Origin of the sequence: Amnibacterium flavum, assembly GCF_003097495.1 — a bacterium.
GTDB classification, from domain to species: Bacteria; Actinomycetota; Actinomycetes; order Actinomycetales; family Microbacteriaceae; genus Naasia; species Naasia flava.
In genome coordinates this window covers 1,315,473-1,332,598 of record NZ_QEOP01000001.1, presented here as the reverse complement: position 1 = coordinate 1,332,598, position 17,126 = coordinate 1,315,473, and the positions used below count along the sequence as shown (strand labels likewise).

Below are 17,126 nucleotides of genomic sequence, written 5' to 3'. Positions count from 1 at the left end.
TCGCGGATCGGAGGCGGGCGTCTTACATGCCGTCCCAGTTGCGGGTGGCATCCGTGTAGAACGTCTCTCCTGTGGTGTTGTTCTTGATCCGCATGCGCACCTCCGCGCCGTTCGTGATGCCCAGGCCGTTGGTGGTCTGACGGCTGCCGCTGCCGACCAGGTCGAAGGTGTTGTAGGTGAAGTCACCGCTGTTCCCGTTCAACTCGGTGATGACCGTGTAGTTGCCGGCCGGGAAATTGTTGTAGTTGAGGACGATGTACCGGCAGCCGTTGCAGTAGGGCGCGGCGCCGCCCTTGCTGACGCTGGAGCTGCGCTGCGGGGGCTGAGGCGGAGGAACGTCCTGCGGGGTCACCGAGTTGGACGAGGCCGATCGGGGTCCCGTCGCTCCCCCCGTGATCGCCTCGACCTGGAAGTTGTAGGTCTGCCCGAAGTTGCCCTGGAACGTGTAGCTGGTCTGGTTCCCGACCAGGGGCTCCCCCACTCCCGGGATGATGAGTCGGTAGTTCGAGACGGCCGCACCGTGCGAGGCGGCCGCGTTCCACTGCAGGGTCACCGTGCGGTCGCCCTGTCCGCCGACGCTGGCCCGCGGATTCCCCGGCGTTCCCGGACGCGCTGCGGCCGAGCTGCTCGCGCCCGACCGTTCGGACGGACCTGCCGGACCGACGGCGACGATCTGCACGGATGTTGCGGCCCCGACATTGCGCTGGAACGTCGCCTCGGTCGTGGTGCTCTCGGCGACCTTGTCCGACCCCACGTAGACCTCGTAGCGCTGCACGTCGCGCCCGTTCCCGTTGGCCGCGCTCCATCGAGCGGTCAGGTTGCCCGACCCGTCGTCCGATCCGGTGAGGGACGGGGTGCCCGGCCGTCCGGGTTTGCCGTAGGGCACCGCCGCGTTGCTCTGGTCGGAGGCCTGACCGTCGCCGAGGACGTTGTGGGCGCTCACCCGGAACGTGTACGGAGTGCCGTTGTTCAGACCGGTGGCCCGGTAGCTGGCCGAGTTGCCCGGCACCTGGACGCTCTTGTTGTCGTAGGTGATCGTGTAGTGGTCGATCGGTTCCCCGTTGATCGCAGGCGTCTGCCAGCTGATCCCCACGGCGCCGTCCGACTCCTCGGTGATGACGGGTTTCGCCACCTTGCCCGGAACATCGCGGACGGTGAGCAGCAGACGTCCCTGGGTCTCCCGGTTGGGATCCTTCGTCGCGTCGCCGATGCGGTAGATCACGCTCACGACGCCGATGAACGACGACCCTGGCGAGACGCTGATGCTTCCGCCCGCGGTGAACGAGACCCGGGCGGCGCTCTCGGAGGCGTTCTCGATCCGAGCATCGAGCAGGGTCAGGGGCTTATCAGGGAACGGATTGAAGTCGTTCTCGATCACGTTGACGGTGCTCTGCTTGCTGCGCTGTCCCTTGGCCTCGTCGTCGACCGCCTGGGGCAGGGGCCGGGAGGAGGAGACGACGATCACCGTGACGGTGGCCGGTACCTGGAACTCGCGGTAGCTGAGCGTGAACGAGAGTGTCGTGCGCGCGCCGGGCTGGACCCCCAACGGCGATGACACGGTCAGGGTCGAACCGTTCAGACCCGCCTCGATATCGCGCGTCGTTCCGGTGAGCCCGCTGTACTGAACCTGGCCGACGACGGCGGGGTTGCGATGCGCGGTGCTCGTGCGCAGATCGACGGCCACCGGCGCCTCGCCGGCTTCGACGGGGATCTCGATGGGAGTGAAGGTGGGAGGGGTGTCGCTGAAGTCGGGGTTGCCGACCGTGATGGGGAGCGTGAGCAGGACCGTGTTGCCGTTCGGGTCCTCGGCGGATTCCCCGTCGGTGACCTCGAAGACGACCGAGGCGCTGCCGCGGAAGTCCTGCGCGGGTGCGAACGCGATCGTCGTCTCGTCGACGTAGGCGGGGGCGCCGTTGCTGTTCGTTGCGCTCACGGTCGTGCTGTCGGTGATCTTGACGGGGCGTCCTGAGGGCACTGCGACGATCTCGTCGAGCGACCATTCGCGCGCCTCGTTCATCTCGAGCAGCTGCGGGATCGCCTCGGGCTTGATGTACGGCGGCGGCGAGTAGCTCGCGCTCACCGCGGGCGGCACGATGATGAACGCGGCGGCACTGAGATCGTTGACCTCGTCGGTCAGACGGTAGGCGATGGCGATGCGCTTCTCCCCCGGCACGACGGTCACGGTGCCGTCTGCGGCGAGCGAGGCGCTCGCGGCGTTGGGGCCCTCGAACGAGACGGCCAGGTCGCGATCGCGACCGTTGGGGTTGAACGCTCCGTCGAGCACGTCGACCTCGATCGGTTCCCCGGAGTCGACCTGCTCCTGCTGCACGAACTGGTCGACCGCGGTCGGGGGCAGGATCGTGGCGTCCGCGGTGACGCGGATCTGCACGAATCCCTGATCCACCCCTCCGTTGCCGTTCGTGATCTGGTAGCGCACCACGTATCCCGCTTCGGTCTCGGGCGCTTGAACGAGGACGCGGTCGCCCTCCACGCGCGCCTCGATCCCCGGGTCCACGGAGACCAGCTCGGGGCTGAGCTGGAGGGGGTACCCGTTCGGATCGGTGTCGTTGTCGAGGACGGGCACCGAGACGAGCTTGCCCGGCCGCACCTCGACGCTGTCGTCGACGGCATTGGGGGCCAGCGCCTGGGCGGGGCGGGGAATGACACCGATGCGGACGACACCGAATGCGCGCAATCCGAACGCGTCCTCGACGCTGTAGCGCAGGGTGTCGGTTCCGGCCGATGTCTCGTAGGCCTCGTAGATGAAGTAGGTGGTTCCGGTCTCGACGATCCGGCCGAGCTGAGGCGCCTGAGTGAGACCGGTGAGGACGACGGAGTCGCCATCGGGATCGATTCCGTCGAGCGGGACATCGATCCGGATGGTCGATCCGGAGAACGTGCGCCCGGTCTGGGTGACCGGAACGGGCGGTTTGTTGCCGTCCTGGTCGGGCCCGGTGACGATGAAGGTCACGGTGGCGGTCGCCGATTCGCCGTAGCGGTCTCCGACCCGGTAGACGGCGCTGTACTGGCCGGGCTCGGATGGGGCCTGGTACCGCAGGTCGCCGCCCGACACGAAGGCGAGGGCATCGCGACCGATGTTGTCGCTCTCCACCAGCTCGGTGTCGAGGATCAGGGACGCCTGATCGGGGTGGTAGTCGTTCGCGAGCACGTCGACGCGCGCGACGTCTCCGGCGCGGACGGTGACCCGGTCGTCCACCGCGACGGGGGGCTGACGCTGCACGACCGGCGGGACCGGCACGACGGTCACTCCCGCGAGCGCGGTGGCCTGACCGTCGGAGACGGTGTAGGTGAACTGGGTCTGGGTGTCGAGGGCAGCGCTGGAGCTCACGCGGATGAGGGTGTTGCCGAGCACCTCGACGGACAGTCCCGGAGCAGATCCCGAGGTGTCCACCGACTGGACCCCGAGCACCCGTCCGCTCGGGGAGACGTCGTTGGCGAGGACCTCGACGGTGACGGGCTCGCCCACACGGAGGAACGCGGTGTCCTTGACCGCGATCGGAGGCAGCTGGTCGGCCGGGTTCTCGATCACGCTGACGCGCACGATGCCGGTCGACGCCTGGCCGCCCGCCGCGACGGAGTAGGTGAACTCGTACTCCCCCGCGGCCGAGGCCTGCACTGAGACCGAGCCGGAGTCGGTGTTCGGCGTCACCGTGAGCGCGGGATCCGTCGATTCGACGCCCGCCAGCGTCAGCTGCGCACCCGACGGCGAGAGGTCGTTGTCGAGCGGCTTCAGCTCGCCCACCTCGTCGATGAACAGACGGAGGTAGTCGGCCGTCGCGATGGGTTTGAGGGTCCCCGGCGCCTGGACGTCGACGTTGAGCACGCCCTCGGAGGTGAGGACGCCGTCGGAGACGATGAGCCGCACCTCCTTCAGCCCGAGCTCACCCGAGCGGTGCTCGAAGGTGACGAAGCCGTCAGGGGTGGAGCGCGCGGTGTCGGCGGAGGTGGGCGCGGCGTCGTCGAGGAAGATGTCGTCGCCGTCGGGGTCGATCCAGTCGGTCAACGCGTTGTAGGTGAGGGTCTGCCCGGCCTCGAGCGTCTGGGTTGCGATCCGCTTCTGGACGGGCGGATTGTTGACCTCGAGGGGCACGACCCGCACATTCACCAGCGCCTCATCGACGCCGCCCGACCTGCCGTCGGTCACTGTGTACCGGAAGGATGCGGTGCCGACCGTCGCGGTTCCGGCGGTGAACTGCAGCGCCCGCCCGTCGTCGATCTCGTCGATGCGCCCGATCTCGGGAGGAAGCTGACTGAAGTCGGCGATGGTGAGCACGTCGCCGTCGGGATCGGTGTCGTTGTCGAGCACCGGCAGGATGGTGGTGCGACCGGGCCGGACCCCGAAGTCGTCGTCCTCCGCGGTCGGCGGGCGGTTCTGCTCGGTGCGGTCGGCGAGGATGTCCTCGTAGCTCTTCCGGGTCGACTTCTCGTCGCCGTCCTGGTTGTCCTCCTCCTTCGGAGGGGTGACCTCGTCCCAGTTGTCGACGAGTCGCAGCGAGTCCTTCAGAACCCACGTGTTGCCGTTGTCGATGTTGTTCAGCGCGATGACCGGGCCGTTGACCCGGAAGACCAGCTGGGCTCCCGAGGTCGACTGCTCGATGTCGAACACCGACGGCTCGTCGCCCTCGCAGACGCGGAGGTAGCGCGACGAGTCGGCCCATGCCGCGTGGGCGCAGCCGTCGAGCCACACCGGGGGCGTGACCCGGGCGGCCTCCGTCGCGGGTGATTCGAGCTGGGCGTCCACGGCCTCGACCTCGCCGCCGCCCAGGGGCACGACGAGCAGTGAGGTCTCCCCGGAGACGAGGACGGAGTCGTTCTCGGCACCTGAGAGCTGAAGCGCCATCCCCTGCTCCGGAAGCGCGGTGCGGCCGCCATCGGCGCGGATGACCTCGTTGACGGCAGGGTCGAAGAGCACCGGCTGTTCGCCGACCGTGGTGAGCTGCACCGGCCCGTCGATGTCGAGCTTCGTCTGCTCCGGCACGGCGCCGACGCTCTCGAGGGAGTAGAGCGCGTGCTCATCGGGAGACGCGACGAAGAGCTCCCCCTTGTCGTTGACGGCGATGGAGGCGTCGGCCCCCGCAGTGATGTCGGGTTCCGTGGCGACCGGGTCGAAGCTCAGCTCGTTCGACACGTCGACCGCCCAGGCCCGGCCGTCGGCGGGGTCGAGGATGCCGAGCGTCTTCCCTCCGAAGGCGAGCTTCGCACCGGCCGGGAGGTCGGCCTTCTGGACGAGGGTCGTGAAGGCGGGGTCGACGCGTTCGACCGTCGAGGCCTCGGAGTCGAGGAGGAAGACGTCAGCGCCCTCCTGCAGGACGTCGATGCCGCGGCTCGCCGTCTCGACCGCGCCGTTCAGCTCCTCGATCTGACGGTTGAGCCGGCCTGCGAGCAGACGGTCGCCGTTGGTGACCCAGACATCTCGGGAAACCAGGTCGGCGTCGGTCACCGGGAACCCCTGGTGCAGGACCGCGAAGGTCACGGGGACACCGGCGAGGATCGCGAGGGTGACGGTGCTGGCGAGCGTCTTGCGCTTCCGCATCCACGCCGTCAACCGCATCTGTCGTTATCCCCCGCTTGCCGCTTCCGAGCTCTCGTTCCGACCGGCCCCCACCGGACGCCTCAATTACTTTACGCAGGTCAGCGCGCAGTTCACGACGGGGAGGACTCCCCATCCGGGGGGCTCTCGTCGAGGATCGGGAGGTCTTCGGGCCCCACGAGACGGGTCGCGACCGCGTACTCGACGAGTCGCGCGCGCCGACTCGTCGCCAGCTTGCCGCGCCCGCCGCGAAGCCCCTGGACGCCGAGACGGTCGAGCTTCTCGCACACGTTGTCGAGCTTGCGATTGAAAGTCGTCATGCTCCAGCCGAGCCGCGCGGCCGCCTCGGCGGAGCTGGGAACCGTGCCCCGACCCGGCACGCTCTGGGTGAGCACGTGCTCGGCGAGCGCCACGACGAGCTGTCGCTGCGACCGGGTGAGCGCCACGGGGATGATCGTCGTCGATCCGCCCGCCTCGCTTGCCGTCGCCGCAGTGGCGAAGTAGTCCTCCGCCGCATGGATGGTGAAGTCGTAGGTCGTCGATCCCGCGGTGAACATGACGTGCATGACCGGGAAGACGAGAGGGAGCTTGGCCCCCGGGGCGAGCCACGCCTGGACGAGACCCGACGCGTCGGTGACGGTCGCGGAGAGCAGGTTCCCCGAGTTCACGAGCCACCACATGCCGTACTCGTGGCGGAGGATGAGGAAGCGCCGGTGCAGGTAGGGGTTCTCGTCGATGGTGAGCTCGGCCTCGCGGCCGATGCCGAACTCGCCCTCGACGTCGAACCACTCGCCGCAGAACTCGACCCGGAGCGGCGTCATCAGGAGCACACCTCGAGCGGGTCCCCGGTCTTGCCGTCGCGCAGCACGACGACCGAGATGCACACGCGTTGCGCCGCCTCGACGGGAGCCACCGTTGCGACGGTCTCATCGGTGGGGGTGGTGCTTCCCGGCTGCTCCGAGCGCCACCAGCGGTAGGTGTCGCCGTCCTGCGGGTCGGGGTTGGACCAGCGGAACACCACGGACGAACCGTCGGCCGCACGCTCCGCGACCCCGTCGGTCGGCGTGGGCACTCCCCCTCCGACGATCGCGTCGGGCGGGTCCTCGCCGGGCGCGGCGGTCTGCGACGCCTCGGGTTGGGAGGGTCCGCGGAGAACGACCGCGGTGGTGACGGCTGCGCCGACCAGCACGAGCGCGGCGATCCCTCCGACGAGAGCGAGGGTGCGGCCGCGGGAGCGTCGAGGTGCGGTGGCGGGGGCGGTACTCGCGACCGGCGGCCCCGGGATGGTCTCGGTCGTGTCGCGCGGCACCGAGCGGACGGCGGTGTCGTGCGGCGGCGTGACGTCCCGCCTCGTCGGCGAGCGCAGCAGGGTGCGGTCTTCGACGGGTGCCGGTTCGGGGTCGATGGAGGTGACCTCGCGGACCCGGGTCTCCGGCGCCGCGGCCGCGGGTCCGGCCTGGGGCGGGGCGACGGGCTGCGCCTCGATCGTGGCGATGGAGCGGACGTGCGTCTCCTCGGCGCCGTCGCCCTGATCGGTGGACGACCTGACGCTCTCGAGATTCGGCACCTCGATCGTCGTCGGCGCGTACCCCAGCTCGAGCTCGACCCGCTGCAGCGCGCGACCGAAGTCGACGGCGCTCGCGAAGCGGTCCTCGCGGCGGAGCGCCATCCCCTTCTGCAGAACGGCGACGAGGGAGCGCGGAACATCGTCGCGTCCGATCGGGGTGATCGCGCCGCGCTCGATGCGGCCGATGAGGTCGAGCGTGCCGTTCGACCGGCCCGGGATCTCGAACGGGGTGCGCCCGGCGAGGAGGGTGTGCAGGGTGGCCGCGAGCGAGAACACATCCGAGCGGACGTCGGGGTCGGGCTCGTCCTCGAACATCTCCGCGGGCGACCACGGCACGCTGAGACCGACCGACTGCGCGGCGGTGCCCGTGCTGGCGATGTCGAGATCGCGCGTGCTCGTGGTGGTGTGCACCGGGAGCTCGTCGAGCGTCGAGGCGATGCCGAAGTCGGTGAGGGCGGGCCAGCCGTAGTCGTTCGTGAGCACGTTGCCCGGCTTGATGTCGCGGTGCAGGATGCCCGACGCGTGCGCGGTCGCGACAGCTCCGACGAGCCGCACGCCGATCCGCAGGACGTCGGCCACCTCGAATCTCTCGGTCTTGTACCTCTCGCCCAGGCTTGCGCCCGAGCAGTACTCCATGACGAAGTACGGCCGGTCGTCGGGCGTCACCTCCGCATGGTGGATCGTGACGATGTACGGGTGCGCCGACAGCTGCGCCATCAGGTTCGCCTCGGCGACGAAGGAATCCCTGTTCGCCTGGTTGAGCTCGTCGGTCAGCAGGACCTTGACGGCGACGTTCCGGCGCGGCAGGGACTGCTCGTAGAGGAAGACGTCCGAGAAACCGCCCGCGCCGAGGGGGCGCAGGTAGCGGTACCCCCGCAGCTCGGGCGGGGTCGACGGTGCACGCCTCATCCGGCTTCGCCTCGCGGTTCGTGCACGTCGATGGTCAGGCCGCCCCCGAGATCGATGACCGTTCCGTGGATGACGGTGGTCGGGACCCCGCCCCGGAGCCGCTCCGGCGCACGGCCGGGCAGGACGACGGTGGTGCCGTTGCGGGAGTGCAGATCGGTCACGACGACGGTGTCGCCCTGCATCTCGACCTGCACGTGCGAGCGCGACAGGTCGGGGTCGTCGGGGATGGTGACGAGGCGGGGCAGTCGGCCAGCCGAGACCTTGCCGGATGACGGGGACCGCCCGATGATCACGGGCCCGGTCAGCTTCTCGACGCTTCCGGACGGGAACCGGAGCTCGGCGACGACGGGCAGGTCGCCGCTCGGAGGGGCGGCGATGGGTGCGGTCGGCTGCGGCGGCGCTTCGGCGCGCAGTCTCGCCAGGTCGCCGCTCACGATGGTGAGCCCGTCGTGCTCCTCGAAGCCGGTCGCCCCCGGGGGTGCCGCCGCGGGCTCCGGCGCAGCCTGCGTCTCGGCCTGAGGCTCGTCCTCCCGGACCGCCGCGTGCTCGATCGGGCGGACGATCGTCTCCTCGAAGAGGTGGGAGTAGCCGGGGTCGGCATCGGCGAGCGTGAACTCGACCATCGTCTGCTCCGGAATGCCGGAGGCCGGTGCCGGAGATATCGGTGCGGGCGGCAGCGGAGTCGGCGGTGCGACCACGGGCGCAGCCGCAGCCGCAGCCGCAGGCTTAGGCGGGGCGGTGGGGGCCGGAATCGGCGGTGCACTGACCTCGCCGTCGGCGCCACGGGCGACGCCGGGCGCCGATGCCTCGGTCGACGCGGGGCCGATGCTCGGAGCGGTGCCGGACGCCGCGAGCTCGATGGCCCGGGCGCGGGCGGCTCCGCGCCCGAGGGGCAGCGAGGGTCCAGCGGGTCCGATGGAGAGGAAGACGACGGCCTCGCCCTCGACCCGGTGCTCGCCCCACGTGGCGTAGTCGGTGCCGAGATGGTCGGCGGCGCCGATCCGGGCGGTGACGCCTCCGCGTACGAGGACGCGGGAGCCGCGATCGTCGACCTCCGCGAATCCGAAGGCGGGCATGGCCCCGAGCCCGTCGCGCAGGAGCAGGGCGAGCAGCGAGCCGACGGCGTCGTCGGTGTCGAGTGCGGCGAGGATCTCGTCCACGGATCCGTCCGCGGCGGCGCCGTCGAGGAGGACGGCTCTGCGTCCGCTCACCACGGCCAGCCAGCCGTCCGCCGCCGGCGTGTACCGGGCGGTCGTCGACGCGGTCATGCTCGCGGCCTCGTGTCCTCGAGCACCGGTTGCCTCGTGGCGGTGGTCTCGTCCCCGTCGAACTCGGGCACGTATTCGAAGAGGACAGCGGTGATGTTGTCGTGCCCGCCGACGGCGAGCGCCGCGGAGACGAGCGACTCGACGACTCCCTCGGCATCGGTCTCGTGCGAGGCGAGGAGGTCGGCGATGAAGTCGTCCCCGAGCTCCTTGGTCAGCCCGTCGGAGCAGACCAGGAAGGTCTGCGGGCTGTCGGCCGGCAGCAGCCACACGTCGATGTCGAGGAGCGGGTCGGAACCCACCGCCCGGGTGATGACATTGCGGTCGGGATGCACGGCCGCGGCCTCGGGCGTGATCTGGCCGAGGGCGACGAGTTCTTGGACGAGCGAGTGGTCGACGCTCACCTGCTCGAGTCGACGCCCGTCGAAGCGGTAGACCCTCGAGTCACCGACGTTGAAGACCATCCAGTGCGGTCGGTCGGTGGGGTTCGGGCGCACGAGGCAGACGCCCGAGACGGTGCTCCCCGAGATGAATCCCTCGTCGGCTTCGGCGATCAGCTGGGCGTTCGCCGCTCCGATCGCCCCCAGGACGTCCTCGACGCGCGGCAGGTCATCGGTGTCGACAGCGCGCAGCGCATCGATGATGCACCGGCTCGCGCGTTCTCCGTGCGAATGTCCGCCCATCCCGTCCGCGACGACCGCGAACGGGTGACGGGCGAGGAAGGAATCCTCGTTGCGCGAGCGCACCGCACCGACGTGCGACGCCCCCGCGATCGCGATGTCGGCGACGAATCCGCCGAGCTCGACCGGCTCGGTCATCGACGACCCCCCTTTGTGTTGCTGTGCTCTCAACCGTACCCGGCGCGCGCGGGGGCGCGAAAACCCGGGGCTCGGAGTCGCTGCGCCGGGGGCGGTTGGTGCGGAGCGACGGAAGGTCAGCGCGCCGGTGTCAGTGGGTGCGGTCCGTGCCGTCGCCGTCGCCCTCGTCGGAGGTGCCGAGCTTCAGCGCTTCCTTGGGGTCGGGCAGGTTAGGGTCGCGCTTCATCTTGATGAGGCTCGCGATGGTCGCGATGGCCATCGACGCCAGGATGACGCCGAGCGAGGTGAAAGTTCCTATCTCAGGCGCCCACTCGACGTGCTCGCCGCCGTTGATGAAGGGCAGCTCGTTCTCGTGCAGGGCGTGGAAGAAGAGCTTCACGCCGATGAAGGCGAGGATGAACGCGATCCCGTACTTCAGGTAGACCAGTCGGTCGATGAGATCGCCGAGCAGGAAGTACAGCTGGCGCAAGCCCATGAGTGCGAAGACGTTGGCGGTGAACACGATGAACGGACTCTGGGTGATGCCGAAGATCGCGGGGATCGAGTCGAGCGCGAACAGGATGTCCGTCGATCCGAGCGCGATGATCACGAGCAGGATCGGCGTGAAGTGCTTCTTGCCGTCGACGACGGTGCGGATCTTGTTGCCGTCGAACTCGTCGGTGATGGCGACCCGCTTGCGGAGGAAGCCGATGAAGCGACTCTCGGTCTGCTCGCCGTGATCCTTGCCGAAGGCCTGGGTGAACGCGGTGTAGATGAGGAATGCGCCGAAGAGGTAGAAGATGGCGCTGAAGTTCTCGATGATCGCAGCGCCGAGCAGGATGAAGATCCCCCGGAAGATCAGGGCCAGGATGATGCCGACCATCAGGAGCTCCTGCTGGTACTTCCGCGGCACTTTGAAGCTCGCCATGATGATGACGAAGACGAACAGGTTGTCGATGCTGAGGCTGTACTCGGTCAACCAGCCGGCGATGAACTGTCCCGCGTGCTCCCCGTCGCCCAGCACGAGCATGAGGCCGGCGAAGACGAGCGCGAGGCCGACGTAGAACGAGACCCAGAGGGCCGACTCCCGTGTGGACGGCACGTGCGGCCGACGGTAGGCGAGGATCAGGTCGAAGACCAGGATGCCGACGAGGACGACGTACGAGCCGATCTCGAACCAGAGCGGCAATTCAAGATTTGACATCGTGTCCTTCGGTTGCGGCGTGCTCGCCGTGCGGGCGTGCAGGGAACCGAAAGTCTCTCCCTATGTCCGTTCCGACCGGACACCACCGCAACCGGGGCCGCGACACTGGGACCCGTACTGACGACTGCGGCGTGACGGGATACTCCCCTTCGCTGCGGATGATCCTATAGGTCGGGACGCCGGCTACTGTGCGGGCGGACCGAAGATCTGGGCGACCAGGTTCGCGGTGTACCCGTCGGGGCCGAACTGGCTCCATGCGGTCGCGAGCCAGAGGTCGTCGCGGAAGAAGTGCGATTCGCCGTACGGCCCGTCCTCGCTGCTCATCTCGATGGCGTAGCGGGTGCCGCCGTCGGTGGAGGCCGGGGTGATGCCCATCTCCGTCAGGCGGGCCTGGGCGGCGGCGATGGTGGCGGCATCGGCGACGACCACGTTGGTCCGGAGCCCCACGTGGAAGGAGTCGCCCTGGGCGGCCCACCAGCCGCAGGTCAGCTTGACTCCGGGCCCGCTGATGAAGGCCGCGAGCGCGTCGTCGTTGGAGCCGAGCGTCTTGTACTGGCTGAGGTCGAGGTCAGGGCGGCCGAGCACCACTCCGCTCGCTTCGTAGCCCGCCCGTGTCTCGGCCGAGTAGAGCCCGTCGCAGGTCGCGGGGATCTTGTAGGCGGTGACCGGCTCGGGAGTCGCGATGACGCTCGGGGTCGATGTCGGCGCCGGAGTGACGGCGTTCGAGGCCGCCGGGACGGGCGTGCTGCCGTCGGCCCGGCAGGCGGTCAGCGAGAAGGACGCCACCGCGACGAGCGCGAGGGCGATGGCGGCGCGAGCGGCGACGGTCGGCATGGTGGGCACATCATGGCGCCACTCGGACGGACTGCTCGTCCCCGGGCGCCGCGTGTCGCGACATGCGGTAGGCGAGGTGATCGGCGAGGACGACGACGAGGAGCACGAGGTTGCTCAACCAGTTGACGGCGAGGGGCGCGAGCAGCGGGTGGAAGGCGAAGAGCAGGATGAGCGCGAGGACGCCGAGCAGGTGGGACAGCGCCCACGGCCCGCCGACCGAACGCGTGAAGAGCGCGTTGCCGAGCAGGTAGATCGCGGAGGCGCCGCAGATGAGCCCGGCGACCCACGGCGTCGACCCGATCGCCTCTCCGTGCCCCTCCGCTCCGTGCTCGCCGAGCGGGTGCAGGAGCACGAGCTCGTCGGCGACGGCGGTGAGCAGGATCCCGATGACGAGGAGGACGTGGATGTAGGTGTAGGAGAGCCGGGCGATCGGCCCGGTCTCGCGGGCCCCGGCGATGTACTCGCTCGCACCCTGCTCGCGGTGGTTGAAGTAGAGCAGCCACATGAGGATCGTGCTCGCGAAGGCGGCACCGAAGGCGGAAGCCGACTCGATGCCGACGCTCGTCTCCCCGAACGCGGTGCCGGTGACGATGATCGACTCGCCCAGCACGATGATGAGGGCGAGCGCCGCCCGTTCCGCGATGTGCTCGCCCGAGATCCGCCACACCTCGAGCGGTGTCGCGCCGATCCCCGGCGTCCAGAACCGGGTGATCGGGCCGGCCGAGTACAGGGCCACCGCTGCGACCCACAGCAGGATCCTCTGCTCGGGCAGGAGCGCACCCGCTATCCAGAGCACCCCGCAGACGGCGATCCAGGTCCCGATCCGTACGAAGTTCATCGCGTTCGTCGGCGAATCCCGCCGCAGCGCGACGATGGCGAACACGCTCCGGCCGAGCTCGATGATCACGTAGCAGCCCGCGAAGACCAGCGCCTTGTCGCCGAACGCCTCGGGGATGGCGGTGGCGAGCACCAGCGCGAACAGCATGATCGCGAACAGCAGGCCGCGCACCATCGGGTGGTCGGGATGCAGCCAGTTGGTGACCCAGGCCGTGTTGATCCACATCCACCACAGAGCGACGGTCAGGAGGAGGGTCTCGCCGAGCGTCGGCAGGTCGGGATGGGTGATCAGCGAGTGCGAGAGCTGGGTGATCGCGAAGACGAAGACGAGGTCGAAGAACAGTTCGACGAAGGTGACCCGATGCGATTCACGGCCGCTGGTCGGGCGCAGCACAGACCGGACGGATGCGCGACCGAGGGTCATACCCAGCACTGTAGGGGCGCGGGGCGCCGACCGCCCGCGCGCCGCCGAAACGAGCGCGCCTCCATCACCCCGCCGCCCGTCGAGCCCGCCGAAACGAGCGCCCTCAACCACCCCGCCCGTTGAGCCCGCCGACACGAGCGCCCTCCCCACCCCGCCGCCCGTTGAGCCCGTCGAAACGAGCGCCTTCATTTCGACGAGCTCAATGAGCGGCAAGCCCTGCGTTTCGACGGGCTCAACGGGCGGCAGCCCTGCATTTCGACGAGCTCAATGAGCGGCAGCCCTGCGTTTCGACGAGCTCAACGGGCGGCACCGCTCGCTTCGACAAGCTCGACGGGCGGGTCAGGCGCCTTCGAGGGCGGTGCGCACGTAGCGCGCGAATCCGTCGGGGGTTCGGCCGTGCGTGCGGGCGGAGGTCAGCACGGGCGCCGAGTCGGTGCTCAGCACCCGGGCGCCGATCGCGGTGAGGCGGATCACGAGGCGCACATCCTCATCCGCCTCCTCGCCGCCGAACCCGCCGGCCTGGAGGTAGCGGTCGCCGCGAACACCGAGGTTGCAGCCGTGGATGTGCGGGTGGGATTCGCTCGGCGGATTCAGTCGCCCCCACAGGTCGAGCTGCTCCAGGGTCAGGTCGGCGGGGTCGGGCCGGATCGATCCACGCAGGGCCTCGGCGCCGGCCGCCGCGAACCGCAGATGCGTCAGCACCCAGTTCGCGGGCACCGCGGAGTCGCCGTCGGTGCTCGCGATCCACACCCTCTCCGGCGCCCGCCCGTCGAGCAGGGCCGCGGCGCCGAGGGCGCGGGCAGCCCCCACCGAGCGCGCCGAACTGCGCAGCAGCTCGACGCCGGCCCGCGCGGCCGCGATGTCGGCGGACCCGTCGCTGCTGGCATCGTCGACGACGAGGAGCCGCAGCTCGACCCCGGTGCTCTCGCGGGCCTGCGCCATCGACTCGGCGAGCGCGTCGAGGGCGCGCGGGAGGAGTGCGGCCTCATTGCGGACCGGCATGACGACGCCGACGAGTTCGATCTGCGCGCTGTCGCTCATGCGAGCCCCGTCCGCTGCGCGACGGACGCGCCGTCGGAGCTGCGGACCTCGAGTCGGAAGTCGGCCTCGAGGTGGTTGGCGATGATCGGGATCCCGCTGCCCTCGAGCGCCGCGTGCACGGCGTCGCCCGAGAGCGGGTACTCGGCCACGGGATGCCGCCAGTGGCAGGCGACGAGAACGCCGTCGGCAGTGAGCGATTGGCGGCAAAGCCGGATCAGCCGGTGCAGTGATCGAGCGTCGAGGTAGTAGCCCATCTCGGACATGACGATGAGGTCGAACCGCCCGTCGGGCCACTCGGCCGGCAGGGTGCGCCGCTCGAAGCGGACATGCGGGGAGTCGGCCAGGCGTCGACGCGCCACCTCGAGGGGCGCCTCGACGATGTCGGTGGCGAGCAGGGCGTCGACCCGGCCGGCGAGGTCCGCCGTGAGGACCCCGTTGGACGAGCCCAGTTCGAGCGCCGACGCGAACCGCTGGCGCGGCAGCGATGCGAGCAGGATCGCCCGCTTCCGCTCCTCGTACCAGCGCGTCTCGAACCCCCAGGGGTCGTCGCCCTGGGTGTAGAACTCGTCGAAGAACTCCCGCGTCAAAGCCTCGCCCGCCCGGGGCGCCCCTCCGTCCGCTCGGTAGTCGCCCGCGGCGAAGAAGGTCTCCGTGTCGCGGTCGAAGTTCGTCAGGAACCTGCGGGACAGCAGCGCCTCGTCTCCGGGGAGTGGGGACAGCGGGGCGATCTGGCTGCCGTGAGCGGCCGAGGCCCTCGCCTTGCGCGAGCGCTCCTCGGGGGTGAGCGCGATCGCGGTCGCACGCCGGGCCGGGTCCCGGCCGGGCTCTCCCCAGTGCCAGAACCAGATGGGCGCCTGCCAGTGGTCGCGCCCGCCCGCGGCGTCGACCGCGGCGCGGGCGACGGCCTCGTGGTCGGGGTGCCCGTCGTCGACCGCAGTGCTGACCAGCAGGGCGCCGTCGGACAGGCGACCGCGGATCTCGGCGACGATCCGGTCGTGCCGGTCGGCGAGGCCGCCGTCGGGCAGGCCGAGTTCGATCAGATCGGCTGCCGGTGCGAGGATCGCGACCGCGGCGCGGAGCTCGTCCGACCGGCGGGCGCTGAGCTCGGCGGGGGTGGTCGTCGGCGAATCGGGGTGCGACCCGCTTCCGTCGGTCGCGACGATTACGGTGACCGGTCGCGCGGAGGCTGCGAAACGGGCGATCAGTCCTCCCGCAGCGAGCGTCTCGTCGTCCGGATGGGCGACCGCGACGACCAGGGAGCGGTACTCGGCGGCGTCGCGGGGCTGAGCGCCGAGGACGACGGGCGAGCGCAGCCAGTCGGCCGGATCTGTTCCGGGGTCGGCCGAGTCGAACGTCACCACGGCGGCTCCCCCTCCGCGTCGGCGGCGACGACCGCGCGGCCGAGGGCCGCCTCGTCGCGTTCGGCGTGGTGCTGGCGCAGATAGATGGTGAGGTCGGCGACGCGGCGCGCGTGGATCTCGTCGAAGGCGAGCGGTGCGGGTCCGAGGGCGTGGCCAACCCGGGTGAGGACCGCCTCGGCGGCATCGGCGACGGTCGTGCGCACGCGCTCGGCGAGCACCGATGACTTCTCGCGGTCGAGGTGTCCGGAGTCGATCGCCTGCGCCGCGGCTTCGAGTGCCCGGCGCGCCGATCCGAGCGCGATGTCGACCGCGCCGATGTGCGACTGCGCGATCTGATCGGGCTCGCGGCGTCGGGCCGAGGACAGGAGTGCGCGGGCGACCCCGACCGCTCCCCCGTACCAGCAGGCTGCCACACCCGCTCCTCCCCAGCTGAAGCCGGGGCGGTCGAGGTACCACTCATCGGCTCCGACGGGTTCGGCTGCGACGTCGTCGAAGTGGACGGGTCCGCTCTCGACCTCCCGCAGCCCGGCCGCGAACCAGGAGTCGCGTTGCACTGTCACGCCGGCGTCCCGCAGGTCGAGGGAGAAGAGGCGGCGATGCCCACCATCCGTGTGGGCGGTGACCAGAGCGGAGTCGAGGTGGCCGGCGAGCGAGCACCACGGCTTCGTCCCCGTGAGGCGGAACCCGCCGGCCGCGACGGTGGCGTCGAGACGCACCCCGGACGCCTCAGCGGCGAAGACGCCCCAGGTGCGGTCCGCGGGGATCGGCAGCCCCGCCTGGTCGAGGATGGAGAGAGCGTCGGTGTGGGCTTCGACCACCCGACCGGCGGTGAGATCGGCGGCGGACAGCGCGGCGAGCGCCCGCCAGAGGTCCAGGGTCCGGCCGGATCCCGGTCGCGGCAGTTGCGATCCGATGCGCCGGGCGAGGTCGATGGCCGCCGTCGCCGAGCCGCGGATTGGGATCGCCTGCGCGAAGAGGGCGTCGGCGTCGATCGTGCGACCGCCGAGAAGGGGTGCGCCCTCCGACGGGGGCGCGGCGTCGACCATGGGCCCAGAGTAGACGGCCACCCTGGTGCCACCTGGGCGAACCGACCACCGCCCGATGGTCCGCAGCGACCGCTGACGATCGGAAACGGCACCGAGGCGTTCTCAGCGACGCTGCGGTCCCAGCGGAACTGCGCTGACGAAGAAAGCAGGGCTGACGAAAAGAAGCAGGCCGCCCGATGGGCGGCCTGCTTCTGTTGGTGACCCCAGCGGGATTTGAACCCGCGTTACCGCCGTGAGAGGGCGACGTCCTAGGCCGCTAAACGATGGGGCCCTAGCTGACGTCCGGCTTG

At 70.3% G+C, this 17,126-nt stretch carries 11 protein-coding genes and 1 tRNA gene; all 12 read right to left on the bottom strand.

Features of this window, described 5'->3' with window-relative positions:
- Positions 1–22: 22 nt before the first annotated feature.
- On the bottom strand, positions 23–5,554 hold the full coding sequence (locus tag DDQ50_RS06160; RefSeq protein ID WP_165829716.1) for an Ig-like domain-containing protein: 5,532 nt from the start codon (positions 5,552–5,554) through the stop codon (positions 23–25).
- A gap of 110 nt (positions 5,555–5,664) precedes the next feature.
- Positions 5,665–6,372: a hypothetical protein gene (locus DDQ50_RS06155; RefSeq protein ID WP_116756136.1), complete on the bottom strand. Its 708-nt coding sequence runs from the start codon at positions 6,370–6,372 to the stop codon at positions 5,665–5,667.
- A complete protein-coding gene (locus DDQ50_RS06150; protein WP_116755758.1) occupies positions 6,372–8,027 on the bottom strand; it encodes a serine/threonine-protein kinase in 1,656 nt (551 codons plus the stop codon). The genes DDQ50_RS06155 and DDQ50_RS06150 overlap by 1 nt, the downstream gene beginning before the upstream one ends.
- Complete coding sequence (locus DDQ50_RS06145; RefSeq protein WP_116755757.1) at positions 8,024–9,295, bottom strand: FHA domain-containing protein; 1,272 nt, start codon at positions 9,293–9,295, stop codon at positions 8,024–8,026. The genes DDQ50_RS06150 and DDQ50_RS06145 overlap by 4 nt, the downstream gene beginning before the upstream one ends.
- Entirely contained in the window at positions 9,292–10,110 is an 819-nt protein-coding gene (locus DDQ50_RS06140) for a PP2C family protein-serine/threonine phosphatase (protein ID WP_116755756.1), read from the bottom strand. The genes DDQ50_RS06145 and DDQ50_RS06140 overlap by 4 nt, the downstream gene beginning before the upstream one ends.
- A 130-nt stretch (positions 10,111–10,240) precedes the next feature.
- Positions 10,241–11,293, bottom strand: a complete 1,053-nt coding sequence (locus DDQ50_RS06135; protein ID WP_116755755.1) for a TerC family protein — start codon at positions 11,291–11,293, stop codon at positions 10,241–10,243.
- A gap of 183 nt (positions 11,294–11,476) precedes the next feature.
- Entirely contained in the window at positions 11,477–12,127 is a 651-nt protein-coding gene (locus DDQ50_RS06130) for a hypothetical protein (protein ID WP_133245924.1), read from the bottom strand.
- Positions 12,128–12,137: 10 nt separating this feature from the next.
- A complete protein-coding gene (locus DDQ50_RS06125) occupies positions 12,138–13,388 on the bottom strand; it encodes a low temperature requirement protein A (protein ID WP_116755753.1) in 1,251 nt (416 codons plus the stop codon).
- A gap of 339 nt (positions 13,389–13,727) precedes the next feature.
- Entirely contained in the window at positions 13,728–14,429 is a 702-nt protein-coding gene (locus DDQ50_RS06120) for a glycosyltransferase family 2 protein (RefSeq protein ID WP_116755752.1), read from the bottom strand.
- Positions 14,426–15,790, bottom strand: coding sequence for a bifunctional PIG-L family deacetylase/class I SAM-dependent methyltransferase (locus DDQ50_RS06115; RefSeq protein ID WP_116755751.1), 1,365 nt, complete (start codon positions 15,788–15,790; stop codon positions 14,426–14,428). Before DDQ50_RS06115 ends, DDQ50_RS06120 begins: the two co-directional genes overlap by 4 nt.
- Positions 15,784–16,836, bottom strand: a complete 1,053-nt coding sequence (locus DDQ50_RS06110; RefSeq protein WP_116755750.1) for an acyl-CoA dehydrogenase family protein — start codon at positions 16,834–16,836, stop codon at positions 15,784–15,786. Before DDQ50_RS06110 ends, DDQ50_RS06115 begins: the two co-directional genes overlap by 7 nt.
- A 195-nt stretch (positions 16,837–17,031) precedes the next feature.
- Positions 17,032–17,107: transfer RNA gene (locus tag DDQ50_RS06105), tRNA-Glu, on the bottom strand.
- Positions 17,108–17,126 lie beyond the last annotated feature (19 nt).